Source organism: Pseudohalocynthiibacter aestuariivivens (genome assembly GCF_018457175.1).
Taxonomy (GTDB): Bacteria; Pseudomonadota; Alphaproteobacteria; order Rhodobacterales; family Rhodobacteraceae; genus Pseudohalocynthiibacter; species Pseudohalocynthiibacter aestuariivivens.
In genome coordinates this window covers 1-14,505 of the sequence record NZ_JAGFNU010000027.1, presented here as the reverse complement: position 1 = coordinate 14,505, position 14,505 = coordinate 1, and the positions used below count along the sequence as shown (strand labels likewise).

Sequence of the window (14,505 nt, the reverse complement as noted above, 5' to 3'; positions counted from 1 at the left end):
TCATGCAGATGTACGTCAATCTCGCGCAATATCTTCAGCGCATCCTCATCCGAATACCGTTTCCGAGCCATCCCTTCTTCCTCCTGTGACACTCAAATAGTGGCTCAGTTTTAGGGGGCTAAGACACTGACACAATGCAGATTCTTTCCGAGTTCTTGATCTCTGACCCCGGACCAGAAAGGTTTACTGGGAACGACCCAAGGTCACGTCTTCCCCAATCCTACAACTTCCACTACCTGCCGATACTTCCCCTTTGGCCGCAGACGAGATCCACGCAAATCCGAGAGGTGAGGTAGTGGGGACTGTGGGTCACAAAAGTAGACGTCAATATTGGTGGTAACGGTAAATTTCCGATGCTCCGCCATCTCTGATCCACGATCCTATGTCAGCGACCGATAGAGCCCTTTTGGAAGCTTCCACGCCTGTTTGATGAGGGCCGTAATGACGCTTTAAGTGTCTTTGTTTTTCACATTCGACAGCACCACAAAGCGCGAATGGCGTTCAACCAGCATGGCAGTGTAGCTGTGTTGGTCCCCACATTCAAATCACCCTCCCAATGACGGGGGACAGCTCGATCCTCAATCTCTGGCGGACGTTTACTGATTGGGATCGCATCTTTGATCTTGAGCAGCTTAAGTCCCTTTTGGGTGGCGCATCGCACCAAAATCGCAATTTGATTGCCGCAAAGCGAAAACGGTGAAGGCAGTTGGAAGTTATTGACCAAAGCTCTGCGAACAAGGTTCTGTTCGACCTAAGCTAGAAAATGCCCGGCATTAGTCTCAAGGCAGGTTTGAAATTGACCTCCATCACACGCCGCTTTCAGGCCTACTAAAAACACTTTCCAAACCGTACATGCTCGCCGCAACAGCTGGACCTATTCCCAGAGCAAAAAGAACAGTTCCAATGCCAACGCTGCCACCCAATGCCCAACCCACGGATACCACTGAAAGCTCAAGACCACTGCGTACCCAGGCAATTGGCAGGTTTGTTAGCGTTTGCAGCCCTGTCATCAATCCGTCCCTTGGGCCCGCGCCCAAATTGGCAATTAAATACAGACCGCCACCAAACCCTGTCACCAGAATACCTGTCATGGCTTCACTGACTTTTAGGGCAAGGCTGTCGTAGGTAGGTAGGTACGGCAATGAGAAATCCAGTACCAATGCAATAATAATGGCATTTAAAATAGTTCCTATGCCGGGAGTTTGTCTGAGTGGAATCCAACAAAACAAAACGAATAAGCTGATTATGAAAGTGGCGAACCCGATACTCCAACCCGTAACAATCGTTATTCCTTGGGCAAATACAATCCATGGGCTTACCCCAACACCTGCTGCAATTATCAAAGCTTCTCCGAGACCGAAAAGAATGAGGCCTATTACAAGGAAAACCACTGAAATTAGAGGAGGAGCGATTGTCAGCGCCTTAGGTGAGCTCCAAAATAGGTTGGGCATCTTTTTTATGGATAGAAAACTTAGCTTTAGTCCCACTTAATCTCTTCCAAAATGATTTTCTAAAGCTTGTGACACGCACTCAAGAATTTCAGTCGTGGAATGTCAAGCGCAGCGCATACGTTCAGCTAAAGTTGCTCAGAACAGAATCGGGTTTGAGTTAGTTCAGTGCACTGATGTTGAAATCGTTACAATTCTCAAATCCTTGAGCAAACTGCTGTTGAGCGACCCCACTTGAGCGGTCCAGATTGAAAGTTAGTGCATGATTGGCCTTTGGTCCATCGGGATGGTGGCCTCTGGCGCGGGTGAGCTCAAATGATTGGTTTCAGCGTATCGCGATATTCCGCGCCCGAAGGGTGGTTGGGAAACGGACCTTCGCAACAAGTGCGAACGAGTCGTTACCAATTTTTGACAACAACCTCATATTCCAATTTTGAGAACTACGCCTAGCTCCACGAAAAGTTGAAGTCCGCCCGGATCGTGATTTTACGAAGTGAAGAAAAAAGGAAATGGTGGCAATGGAAAATAATGTCGTGCTTGATAGTATTAAGCTGCCTGTTATCGGCGGTCGCTCAACATGCCCAACGGTTCAACGCGAACACCAGCGCGTAAATTTCGATATGGCACCTGGCCAAGGCGACAGGGGAAGAGCCCGGGAGAGTGCGCATTCAGGACAGCGGCGGAGATTGGTTCAAAATCTGCACGGAAGTGGACGGTGCTTTTGACGGTTACGATCTGCTGCGCGGCGGGATTGATCCCTATATGGGTGAAAATTGCCTGATCAAGGCACTGGCATCGATGACTGGAAACCACAACACGTACATCCGAAGAATCATCCAGCACGCGTAGCAGTGCCGTCGGGCCTGTTTCGGCTACGCTGCCTGCATACATCTCTCCTGTGAAGGAAAAGCGGCCATCGCTCAGCCTTTCGACCTGCAGGCGACCAGAAAACGGGTTCGGGGCCGAACCGGATTTTCCACCCAGTGCGCCCTCGATAATGCTACCACCACCGCTCGCGTGAGCCTGCGAAGCTACTTCTGGGTCACAAAGCATGCCAAGAATAACGCCTTCCGCTCCGCCTTCAACTAACGCACGCAACAGTCCGGTTGTGTCCGAGGTGCCACCGGCACCGGGATTGTCCTGCACATCGGCAATGATGACCGGTTTGTCTGATTTTGCCGCTATGGTTTTGGCTTTTTCTACTGCTTCCTGTGACGAGAGCAGAGAACAATCAAATTCGGACTCTGCACTCAGAAGATCGGTAAAAAGACTACCGACAATCGCGTCAGCATCTTTCTGGTTGTCGGCATAGGCCAGAATAGACGGGCCGGCATCATGAATGTCTGCTGCCGGGAAGCCCGCGGCCAACTCGGCCCAGCATTGCGGCGCAGGACCGACGGAGGCGACCTTGTCATACAAAGACTGAAAAGGCGCAGCGCCCGTGTATTGCGCCTGCAAGGGGATGAGAAAAGGCGCCTGACGATAGGCCTTGAACAAGCGGCCGCCCGACATCAGATGCTGCAGCGTTTGAAAGGCACGAGCGCCAGTTTCTGCCATATCAAGATGCGGGTATGTCCTGAAAATGGTGATACAAGAGGCGAGATAGACCATTTCTCGTGTCAGGTTCGCGTGCAGGTCGAGGCTTACTGATATAGGTATGTTTGGGCCCACCAAGTTGCGCAGACGTCTCAGCAACTCACCCTCGCCATCCTCGTGGCTTTCCGAAACCATAGCGCCGTGCAGGTCGAGATAGATACCGTCGATCTTTCCGGCATTCCGGACGCCTTCGAGGATCATGCCGGTGATGCTCTCAAAAGCTTCGTCGGCAACATGAGCGGAAGGCTCGGCTGAGCACCAGACTAACGGGATCAACTCTACCGATCCATCCTTGCGCGCTTCATGGACGAATCCGGCCAACGGTAGGTTGCTTCCTTTGGTGCCTGAAATCACCTCGGCGCCGCGCAATAGGCCGGGCCATGAATCGGCCATCTCGAAATCGCTCATCGTTGCGAGCGTTGCGCCAAATGTGTTTGTTTCATGCTGAAACCCGGCAATCACAATGCGTTTCATGTGAGTGTTCTTTCCCGTTGGTATACGGTTTTGCCGTTAACTATGGTTTCCTCGACCTTGATATCGCGCAGGCCCGCCGGATCGTTTAACGGGTTGCGGGACAGGATGGCGAAATCTGCGCGCTTTCCAGGTTCGATACTACCGCGTTCGCGCTCAAGAAAGACCTGCCAGGCTGCATCGATGGTGTGGGCGCGCAGCGCCTCGCGTGGGGTCAGGGCTTGTTCGGGTCCTAAAACGCTTCCGGTGGCTGAAGTGCGGTTGACCGCACACCACATCAGATGCAGGGGCCGTGTGGGTGTGACCTGCGCATCGTTGTGAATGGTGAAGCGGATACCACGATCAGCGGCCCAGCGGGTTGGACACATGTTGCGAACCCGGTCAGGACCGAAAGTTATGTCGCGGTGAAAATTACCCCAGTAGTAGAGATGCGCTGGGAAGAAGCTGGCGGTCACGCCAAGGCGTGCCATGCGGTCAAGTTGGTCCTCGCGTAGGATCTGGGCGTGGATCAGCGTATGCCTGTGATCGTTTCTGGGATCGGCCTCAAGCACATCCTCTAAGGCGTCGAGCAGAATGTCCGAGGTCGCATCGCCATTGGAATGTATGTGAACCTGAAAGCCTGCACAGTGGAGATGGCCGATCTTTTTCGCCATGTCTTCACGTGTGATCGAGGGTGGGCAGCGGAACCCCGGATCACCGTTGAAGGGTTTGAAATAGGGTTCGGTTATGCAGGCTGTCTGGATATGGAAAGAGCCATCGCCAAAAAGCTTGCGCGGCCCCAGCATTATCCGCCCTGCGGGGTTCTGGGGCGGCAGGTCGAGTCGGCCATCGCTAAGAGCTGGCTCCAAATGGCCAGCAGGCAAAACCATGCATTCAATGTCCGCACTGTTCTCTGCATCAATCCGCAGGAAATAGGCCAGCAGTTCCTCGGTTGCCCAGGCATTTTGGGCCAGCGCAACGCCATGCTCAAAATACTCGCGGGCGGCTGCTACATAAGCCTCTCGAAATCGCTCGAAGGTAACCTGAAATTCTGAATCGCCCAATTCGCCCATTGCGGCCATGCCCTTTAACATGCCGTTCAGGTCACCGGTTACCGAGTCGCGCCCAATCCAGCCACCTGCGAAATCAGGCGTGTCGCGGGTGACTCCACGGGCAGCTAATGCCCGCGAGTTTCCGACACCTGCATGGCCTGTGAAATGAATGACCCAAATTGGGTGTTTGGTCGAAACACGATCCAGTTCCAGACGTGTGGGAAAACGATTTTCGGCAAGCGCCGAGGGCTCAAAGAGTGAACCTATGACCCACTCTCCCTCAGGCGTTTTAGAAGCAAGATCGGAAAGCCGAGAAAAGACATCGCCCAAGGTCTTGCAGTTACCGATCGGGGGGGCAGAAAGATCAGCGCGCAGACGGCCGAGATAACCCGAGTCGGGGAAATGTCCGTGCGGGTCGATGAATGCGGGAATTAAGGTGCGCCTGCTCAGATCGCGACGTTGAGCACCTTCGCTTGCGCGACGCTCGATTTCGTCAAACGCACCCACCGAAACGATTGTTCCGTCGTCGGTCAGAACCGTTGTTGCGACATTGTCCGTATCGTCGACGGTCAGTACGGTCGCGTTAAAGTAAATAGTTTGGGTCATGGAAGAAAGGATTGCCCTAAGGGAAAGATCAGTTAAGAATGAAACGAACCGGTTGGTGAATCAAGCGCGAAGACGCTACGGATCGGGCAGTTTACGAGGCGAGAAATTGGACACGGAACCGGGCATGGGTCACCGGGGAGAGTGTGTTGAAGATTGTCAGTAATTTCCCTCGGGAAACCGAAATTTTAGATCCAGTGTTCATCGAAATGTCCGATGGCGTGCGGCTGGCTGCCAAAATCTGGTTACCTAAGAATGCCGTTGACGATCCAGTCCCTGCGATCCTGGAATACCTGCCCTACCGCCGAGGAGATGGCACGTCGGGGCGCGATGCACTGACGCATCCATACTTTGCCGGACACGGGTATGCCTGCGTACGGGTCGATATGCGCGGATCCGGCGACAGCGAAGGAGTGATGCTGGGCGAGTACCTTAAGCAAGAGCAAGATGACGCGCTTGAGGTGATCGACTGGATTGCATGCCAACCCTGGTCTACGGGTAAGCTGGGCATGATAGGGATATCCTGGGGTGGCTTCAACGGTTTGCAAGTGGCCGCGCGCAACCCCGAACCGTTGAAAGCCATAGTGTCGATCTGTTCCACTGATGACCGCTATGCCGACGATATCCACTACATGGGTGGCTGCATGCTTACGGAGAACCCCAGCTGGAACAGCTTCATGTTCTCAATCAATACCACACCGCCTGATCCGTCGATGGTGGGAAACAAGTGGGAAGAGTTGTGGCTCGACCGGCTGAAAGGTAGCGGGTTCTGGCTGGAAGAATGGATACAGCACCAGCGACGCGACGATTTCTGGAAACACGGATCGGTCTGCGAAAATTTTGCCGATATAAAGGCGGCGGTTTATGCGGTGGGCGGTTGGGCCGATGGCTACACCAACGCGGTGTTTCGCTTGTTGGCGGGGCTGGAATCGCCCTGCAAGGGGCTGGTTGGCCCTTGGGCGCACAAATACCCGCATTTCGCCAAACCCGGACCGGCGATCGGTTTCCTTCAGGAATGCCTGCGCTGGTGGGACCACTGGCTGAAGGATATCGACACGGGTATTATGGATGAGCCGCAACTGCGTGCCTGGATCGAAGATCCGGTGCCACCGAGCACTTATTACGAAACACGTCCGGGAAAATGGGTAGCCGAAGAGAGCTGGCCCAGCCCTCGGATCACGCCGCGCGTGATGCATCTTAGCCCTGGCGGGCTGAGTGCTGAAAAGGGTGCGACAGTCCCAATGACAATCAATTCACCCATGACCGTTGGCATGATGTCGGGCAGCTGGTGTGCATATGGGCTTGACCCTGACTTGCCGGGCGATCAGCGACCAGAGGCCGGCGGATCACTGGTATTCGACACGGCAGTTCTCGAAGAAACGGTGGAATTTCTCGGTGCGCCGGTGGTGACGTTGCAGGTCGCCAGCGACAAGCCGGTAGCGATGGTGGCAGCAGTCCTGTCGGACGTGTTGCCCGATGGAGCCGCGACACGGGTGAGTTATGGAATGCTGAACCTGACGCATCGCGACAGCCACGAACAACCAGAGGCGCTGGAACCGGGCAAGACTTATACGGTGAAACTTCAACTTAACGAAGCCGGACACCGGTTTGAGCCGGGAAACCGCATCCGCATAGCGCTTTCGACCGCCTATTGGCCGACGGCTTGGCCCTCTCCGGAAAAGGTGACGCTGACCATTACCACCAGGGAAAGCTCACTGACCCTGCCGGTACGACAGGCAAGTGAGGCCGATGCTAATCTTCGCCCATTCGAAGAAGCCGAAGGTTCACCACCGCTCAACGCGACCACCCTGCGCGCGCCGGAATATGAGAATGCATTCATCACTGATATGACGACCGGTCTGGTGACTCATCGCCTCTGGGCCGATGAGGGCACCGTCACCTATGACGACCACAATGGATGGACCGTCGCGTCGGCCCACGAACAAAAGATTTCGGTCCATCCTGATGACCCACTGAGCACGGAACTAGACATCACCTGGACCGAAAATTTCAGCCGCGGTGCATGGGAAGTCTCGACCAGAACCCGAACACTTATGCGCTCTACCGCCACGCATTTTGTTATCCGGGGAGAGCTTGAGGCACATATGGGGGACGAACTTGTGCATAGAGAGGTATGGGAAAAGGATACGCCACGCGACCTTGTGTAAGCAATAGAACTGCTTTGTGAAACGCCCTGGACGGACTTCGGACAAACTAAAAAACATTGTTAGGGAGAAATAACATGACGAAAATTACGCAAACACGCAGGGGGTTCCTGCAGACCGCAGCCATCGCTGGTGCGGCGGGGTTGACAGGGACGTTTCCGGGCATCTCCTGGTCGGCCGAAGGTGACACGCTAACCGTGCGCTTCGACCGCGAGATGGAAAGCCTCGATCCCGGTTTTTATGTAGGGGGGCACCCGCCCAATGACGTGAACTGGTGTATCATGCCCGCTTTGGTGCATTTTGGCATGGTGGATGGTCAGGCGTCCTGGGTCCCCTCACCCTATGTTGAAAGCGTCGAGGTTGTAGATTCTACGCACATTGATTTTACGCTCAAGCAGGGCCTTATGTGGTCGAACGGCTTTGGTGAGGTAACGGCCGAAGATGTGGCCTATTCCTATGACCGAATGACCGAAAGTGAATGGAAAGGCGACTATGTCGCTTACGAGCGAACTGAGGTCAAAGATAAATACAGCGGCACGATCATACTGAACCAGCCCTTCGCGCCCTTTATGAATCTAACGCTGGCGTCCGGAACGGGCATTATCCTGTGCAAGAAGGCGACTGAAGAAGCGGGCGGCAAATACACCATCGAACCACCCGCGACCTGTGGGCCTTATGTGATGGAACACAAGCAGGCGCAATATGTGAGATTGCGACCAAACCCAGACTGGACCGGCCCGCTGCCGGCCTTTGCCAATATCGATTGTATTTTTGTGACCGACAGCGAGGCCGGTGCGCTGGCCTTCGAGGCTGGCGAACTGGATTGCGCCAAGATCACGTCAACCTCTTACGCTCGTTATCTCAAAGAGACCCCTCCTGGGGCAGCGCTGACCGTAGCGGGAGCGCTTCAGTACATGTGGATGGGGATCAATATCGAAAATCCCAAGCTGTCCGATATTCGTGTGCGGAAGGCTATCCAGCGCGCAGTCGACATCGATTCAATCGTCCAGGGTGCCTATTCAGGCACTGCTGAACCCTCTTATGGTATCATTTGTCCTGGATTGGTCGGTAAACGTGACGCGGCCGGTTACAGCTACGATCCGGCCGAAGGCAAGGCGCTGATGGACGAGGCGGGCGTTTCAGGGCTCAACCTGACGCTTCGGACGCTGAACAGCCCAGAACGTTTGCTGGCGGCTCAGATCATCCAGGTTAACCTTGCACAGATCGGTGTCACGGTCGAGATCATCCCGCTCGATTCAGGACCGTTCTGGGAGATGGGCCAGGAAAGCAAAGGCGATACATACAAAGATATGGAACTTTGGATCATGCGCTTTGGCGCTGGCCCAGACCCGTACGAGGCCACGCAGTGGTTCATACGCGATCAGGTCGGTGTCTGGAACTGGGAGCGCTGGAGCTCGGACGAGTTCGAAGAACTTTACAAGCAGGGCATCGGTGAAACCGATCAGGCCAAACGGCATGAAGTTTATGTCCGAATGCAGGAAATCATGGAGGAAACAGGCGGTTATGTCTGGCTAACCCATGAGCCGGAGGTCTTCATCCACCGTGATGATATCGACGCGAAATTCGCGCCATCGGGCGAGATGCAAATGGCGTACTTCGCGCCAAAGTGACGTAACACACAGCCGTGCTGCGGGCCTACTACAGGTCCGCGGCATGGTAAGGAATCTGGTATGTGGTGGTATCTTTTGAAGCGTCTGGGCCTATCGGTCGTCATCGTCCTGATGGCGATTGCTGCGCTTTTCGTGATGCTGCATTCGATTCCGGGAGACCCAGTGAGCATTGCGCTCGGACCACGGGCTACACCTGAGATTCAAGCGGCCTATGCCGAAAAGATGCATCTCGACCAGCCCCTTGCCTTTCAGTTCCTGATCTTTGTTGGCAACGTTCTTCAGGGTGATCTGGGCACTGATGTTTTTTCCAACCGCAGCGTCGGCCTGACGCTTTCAGAGCAATTGCCCTATACTATCACACTGGCAGTTGCCGCGTTGGGCTGGGCGATCGCGCTGGGCATTCCGCTGGGATGCCTTTCGGCAATCTGGCCCAACAGCTGGATCGATCGGGTAACCGGTGTCCTGTCTGTGGGTACTATTGCTGTTCCGTCCTTTCTGGTCTCGATATGGGCGATCCTTATCTTTGCCATCAGCTTGCGCTGGTTGCCTGTACTCGGTGCCGGGGATGAGGGCGATATCATCGACCAGTTACGCCACCTGATCCTGCCGGCCTTTGCTGTGGGACTTGGCTGGGTCGGTTACCTGGCTCGCATGGTGCGGGCCTCAATGCTCGAAGTTATGGGCGAAAACTATATACGTTCGGCCCGGGCCTTCGGTCTGACCTCACGTATGGTTGTGTTCCGCTACGCGCTGCCGGTGGCAGTTCTGCCAACCATCACGCTTATTGGTGTGGGGTTCGGCGGGCTTCTTTCGGGTACCGTCTTTGCTGAAATCATCTTTTCCCGTCCGGGTATCGGGCGGATCATATACGATATGGTGTTGGCGCGAAATTTCCCTGTGGTGCAGGGCGCCGTTCTGGTGACAATCGTGCTTTACGTGGTGGTGACGCTCATCGCTGATATTATTGTTTCATGGCTGGATCCCCGTGTCCGAGACTCACTCTGATATTCCGGGCCCGGTGCCCGCCGAAACCCCTGTGCCCGAACGGGGCTATAGTATGGGGCGCGAAAAGCTTATGCTTTTCCTGCGCAACGCGATGGGTGTGTTCGGGCTTATCCTAGTGTTATTGTTCTTTGCCAGCGCAATCTTTGCGCCGTTATTTGCCACGCATGACCCACTGGCGATGGATATACCAGCGCGCATGTCAGGGCCTTCAGCCGATCATTGGGTGGGAACCGACCAGTTGGGGCGTGATACCTTTAGTCGGGTCCTCTACGGCGGACGCGTAGCTCTGAAAATTGCCGCGATCGGTGTTACTGTTGCACTGACGACCGGGCTGATCCTGGGAATGGTGGCCGGATTCGGCCCGCGATGGCTAGACAATCTGCTTTTGCTTGTGTTTGACACGATCCGCTCTTTTCCAACTGTGGTTCTGGCATTGGCTGCGGTCGCGTTACTGGGGCCCAGTCTGGAACTGGTGTTAACCATTGTGATTGTGACCACGATCCCCGGATATGCGCGGCTTGCCCGTACTTCGACATTGGCCTTGAAGAATACCGAATTCATTCTGGCCGAGAGATCGCTGGGTGCCAGTACTGCACGTATTTTGTTTGTGCATATCATGCCGAATGTTATTGGACCGCTCTTGATTCTTGCTGCGATGGATGTGCCGGTTGTCGTGACGATCGAAGCAGGGCTGAGTTTTCTTGGGCTGGGTGTCCAGCCACCCACTGCCAGCTGGGGAACGATCTTGAACGAAGGTTATTTGATCATAAGGGACACGCCATGGATGGTGATTGCGGGCGGCATTCCACTTGTCCTGACAACGCTGGGCTTCACATTTTTGGGTGAGGCATTGCGGGATGTCTTCGATCCAAAGCTACGGCGGGGACGATAGGCAATGAAGGATCCGCTTCTCGATATCCGAAACCTTAATGTCGACTTCCGCACTCCACGAGGCCGCGTACATGCGTTGCGTGATGTGTCTTTCTCGGTACCGCGTGGAAAAAGTGTTGGTGTGGTGGGCGAAAGCGGTTCGGGCAAGAGCACGGTGATCTGGGCCGTCACTCAGCTTCTGGCGCGCAATGCTGTGGTCGAGAGTGGAGAGGTGTTGTTCGACGGCGAAGAGGTGCTAAGCTGGAGTGAGTCACAGATGATGGATGTGCGTGGCGAGAAGATCTCGATCGTCTTTCAGGATCCGATGACCTCGCAAGTGCCGGTGCTCAACTATGCCCAACAGATGACCGATATCCTTTACCGTCGCCGCGGGATGAGCATGGCGGAAAAGAAAAAGAAAGCCATCGAGATGATGCGGCGGGTCGGCATTCCTGACCCCGAAAGCCGCATCATTCAGTACCCACACCAGTTTAGCGGCGGCATGCGCCAAAGGGCCGGAATCGCAATGGCGCTTCTTATGGATCCGATGCTGCTGATCGCGGACGAGCCGACCACTGCTTTGGATGTAACGATGGAGGCGCAGATCATCCACCTAATGCGTGAATTGCAGCGCGAGTTTGAGGCGACGCTCATGGTCGTGTCGCACAATTTGGGCTTAATTGCCGAACTGTGTGACGAAGTGGTGGTGATGTATGCAGGCGAAGTGATCGAGAGCGGCGACGTGCGCGATATCTTTTACCGTCCGGCGCATCCTTACACACAAGCACTGTTAGAATGCGACCCGGCAAGGGAAGAAGAACGTGCGCGGTTCCTACCGGTTATCCCCGGGGATATTCCCGATCTGCATATGCCACCTCAGGGTTGCGTCTTTGCGCCACGCTGCCGGTATGCGGCTGAGAAATGCCATGACGTTGAACCCAAACCCACAACTTTGCCGGAGGCTGGGCATAACTCCCGCTGTCACCTTCTGGATGGAACAGTGACTGTACCTTCCGGCAAATCCAAGAGCGCAGAAACCCGCCGCGCCGACGACACAACGAGCCCGCGTCAGGTCGACGGTGCCGCGCTTCTTGACTTGTCAAACCTCAGCGTTCGGTTTCAGGTCATGGGCGCTGTTCATGCTCGGCTTACCGGTGTGAGCACTCCTTATGTCGATGCGGTGCTGGATGCTTCGCTTTCGCTTCGAAAGGGGGAAACGCTGGGACTTGTGGGAGAAAGTGGTTCAGGCAAGACGACACTGGGTCGCGCCATTCTCGGACTGGTGCCCGCGAAAACGGGGCAAGTATTGTTCGAAGGACAGGACCTGTTGAAACTACCGCCTGGCGCATTCAAGGCGCTCAGACGCGACATGGCGATGATGTTTCAGGATCCGGTGGGGTCGCTCAGTCCACGGCGCACGGTCAAGTCACTGATCACTGAACCTCTGGAAATTCATGGGCGCAATGGCAAAAACCTGGACGTTGAGGCCGAGCGGCTTTGCGATATGGTTCGGTTGCCCAAGAATTTCCTGTCACGCTATCCGCACGAGCTTTCGGGCGGACAAGCAAGGCGTGTCGGCGTAGCACGCGCTTTGGCGCTCAACCCCAGCCTTGTCATCGCCGACGAACCTACTGCGGGGCTTGATGTTTCAGTCCAAGGTGAGATTCTGAACCTGATGAGCGAGTTGCAGGCCGAACATGGTCTTGGCTATCTGATCATTAGCCATAACCTGCCCGTTATCCGCCATATCAGCGACAAACTAGCAATCATGTATTTGGGTCGACTGGTCGAACGCGGCAATTGCGAAGCGATCTTCGACAAACCCGCTCATCCCTACACAGAAGCATTGGTGCGTGGTGTACCGAAACCCGATCCTGATAAGCGTCGTACGCTTCTGTCGATCGAAGGCGAAGTCCCCAGCGTCACGAACCGCCCGCAAGGTTGCGAGTTCCACACACGTTGCAAATACGCGACTGATCTTTGCCGAACCGAAAGACCCGATGAGCAGATGCTGTCTGACGGGCGCATCCTGACTTGCCACCATCCACTGGCCATCTGAGAAAAGAGGATACCGAGATGAATGTCGTACCCCCGATCAATTTCGATCTCTACCCGATCGAAGACGCAGCGGCGATGGCCAAGATCGTTGCAAAAAGCCGTGAACAGCTTGACCGCGACCAATATTGTTCACTGCCCGGTTTTCTGACTGATGCGGCTATCAAAGAAGCTGCAGCCGAAATAGCGTCGCTTAAAGCTCAGGCAAACCCCGCCAATTCTAAGCGAAACTGTTATCTTCAGCGGCAAGGCGATCCGTCGCTGCCGCCCGACCACCCGCGCAACATCATGCATCACGCAAGTTACCGAATGATCGCGGCTGATCTGTTGCCTGCAATTTCCCATCTGAAGACCCTGTACTTCTGGGAACCGTTCCAGAAAATGGTCGCAGGAATCGTGGGCGAGGAAACGCTGTACCCCAACGAGGATCCGCTACAGCCAGTAAACGTGATCTGCTATGCCGAGAGGGACCAATCGGCCTGGCATTACGATTCCACAAATGCTTTTACCATGACACTGATGCTGCAGGCAGCAGAAGCGGGGGGAGATTTCGAGATGGCACCGAATACGCGGGTTAAGCCAGGTGACGAAGACATCCCATATATGAGAGAGGTTTTGACAGGGCAGAGCGACCAGGTGAAATCAGTAGGCCGTGCGCCGGGGGAGTTAACGATTTTCCGTGGCTGCAACTCGCTGCACCGCGTGTCCCCAGTTAAGGGTCCGCGCGACCGTTTGATGGCTGTATTCGTCTATGAGACAATGTCGGGCATCAAGGGCGACCCAGAAGTCAACATGACTGTTTATGGACGCAAAGCATAAGAAACAATTCGGCGTTCGGAGAGTTTGATCCTACAGTCCGCGCTTTGGTATTCGAGACGGCGAACGTTGTTTACTCCGTAAACCGGAAAACAGATTAACTGAAAAAACAATGTAAACAGATCAAGCTGTTAGATGACACTTATTCTTTCTGCACCCGGAAGAAGCTGGTACGTAATTTGGTGTGTGAAAGCAGATCAATACACGCGATGCGGGGATTTGTAGTGTTGATAGCAAGTTAAGCTAGTAGGCCGAAACACAACTAACCAACAATCAGGACCTCGCTTCGGCGGAATCCACTCTTTCGGAGGAAAATTAGCCTTAGGTTGGTCAATACGATCCAGTGAAGGAAAGGTCTGCCGACTCAGCAGCACCTTGCTGGGCGGGAACGACTTCCAGTCTTGGTTGGCCAACGAAAAAACCCAGACCGATACCACAGCGGACATAAGCGGTGTTTTCGTTTGTTGTATCAACGACAGTTTGACGCTGTACTTCGGTTGTCGCGCTGACTATATGGCGACCTTTTGGGACATCGACGAAGAACACACCTTTCGCGACACAGCGGCCTGCTGCGTTACCATCGATACTTACGATTGGCTTTACTGCAGCACCCATTACGCCAGGCCGATAGACGACAACGCGGCTCATACCTTCTTGCGGTGCCGCACGGAGGTTGGCAGTTTCAGAAAGCTGATGGAAAGCATTCTCAAGGATGCTCGAAACCTAGGCGCAGAAAGCGTTCTATTGGACACAGGCATCTACGACACGGCGGCGCAGGCTTTGTATCTTAAGCTCGGGTTTCGTAAAATCGAAT

10 protein-coding genes and 1 pseudogene are annotated in these 14,505 nt (G+C 54.6%); 6 read left to right on the top strand and 5 right to left on the bottom strand.

All coding sequences use genetic code 11. The annotated features are described in order from the left end of the window. Nucleotides 1–248: 248 nt before the first annotated feature. The 4 genes and pseudogenes from J4E70_RS19475 to J4E70_RS18865 all read right to left on the bottom strand — a co-directional run. Nucleotides 249–658, bottom strand: a pseudogene (locus J4E70_RS19475) (IS30 family transposase); the annotation flags it as partial. A 148-nt stretch (nt 659–806) separates the two neighbouring features. After that, the gene (gene yczE, locus J4E70_RS18875) at nt 807–1,487 is read right to left on the bottom strand and encodes a membrane protein YczE (protein ID WP_247079699.1); all 681 of its coding nucleotides are present in this window, start codon (nt 1,485–1,487) and stop codon (nt 807–809) included. A 519-nt stretch (nt 1,488–2,006) separates the two neighbouring features. Continuing rightward, nucleotides 2,007–3,518, bottom strand: a complete 1,512-nt coding sequence (locus J4E70_RS18870) for a M81 family metallopeptidase (protein ID WP_213891435.1) — start codon at nt 3,516–3,518, stop codon at nt 2,007–2,009. Then, on the bottom strand, nt 3,515–5,152 hold the full coding sequence (locus J4E70_RS18865) for an amidohydrolase (protein ID WP_213891434.1): 1,638 nt from the start codon (nt 5,150–5,152) through the stop codon (nt 3,515–3,517). Before J4E70_RS18865 ends, J4E70_RS18870 begins: the two co-directional genes overlap by 4 nt. A gap of 146 nt (nt 5,153–5,298) precedes the next feature. On the opposite strand from J4E70_RS18865, the gene J4E70_RS18860 reads away from it, so the two are divergent. The 6 genes from J4E70_RS18860 to J4E70_RS18835 all read left to right on the top strand — a co-directional run bounded on the left by J4E70_RS18860 (nt 5,299) and on the right by J4E70_RS18835 (nt 13,694). Next, complete coding sequence (locus J4E70_RS18860; RefSeq protein ID WP_246531873.1) at nt 5,299–7,317, top strand: CocE/NonD family hydrolase; 2,019 nt, start codon at nt 5,299–5,301, stop codon at nt 7,315–7,317. Between the two features lie 74 nt (nt 7,318–7,391). Continuing rightward, nucleotides 7,392–8,945: an ABC transporter substrate-binding protein gene (locus tag J4E70_RS18855; RefSeq protein ID WP_213891439.1), complete on the top strand. Its 1,554-nt coding sequence runs from the start codon at nt 7,392–7,394 to the stop codon at nt 8,943–8,945. 60 nt (nt 8,946–9,005) lie between these two features. Next, nucleotides 9,006–9,950 carry an ABC transporter permease gene (locus J4E70_RS18850; RefSeq protein ID WP_213891432.1) on the top strand — a complete coding sequence of 315 codons (945 nt, stop codon included), beginning with the start codon at nt 9,006–9,008 and terminating at the stop codon, nt 9,948–9,950. Continuing rightward, a complete protein-coding gene (locus tag J4E70_RS18845) occupies nt 9,931–10,842 on the top strand; it encodes an ABC transporter permease (RefSeq protein ID WP_247079697.1) in 912 nt (303 codons plus the stop codon). Before J4E70_RS18850 ends, J4E70_RS18845 begins: the two co-directional genes overlap by 20 nt. A gap of 3 nt (nt 10,843–10,845) precedes the next feature. Next, nucleotides 10,846–12,879 (top strand): dipeptide ABC transporter ATP-binding protein, encoded by a 2,034-nt coding sequence (locus tag J4E70_RS18840; RefSeq protein ID WP_213891430.1) that lies wholly within the window; start codon nt 10,846–10,848, stop codon nt 12,877–12,879. 17 nt (nt 12,880–12,896) lie between these two features. Continuing rightward, a complete protein-coding gene (locus J4E70_RS18835; protein WP_213891428.1) occupies nt 12,897–13,694 on the top strand; it encodes a HalD/BesD family halogenase in 798 nt (265 codons plus the stop codon). Nucleotides 13,695–14,021: 327 nt separating this feature from the next. Here J4E70_RS18835 and J4E70_RS18830 read toward each other — a convergent pair whose 3' ends face one another. Then, a complete protein-coding gene (locus tag J4E70_RS18830; RefSeq protein ID WP_213891426.1) occupies nt 14,022–14,339 on the bottom strand; it encodes a hypothetical protein in 318 nt (105 codons plus the stop codon). Nucleotides 14,340–14,505 lie beyond the last annotated feature (166 nt).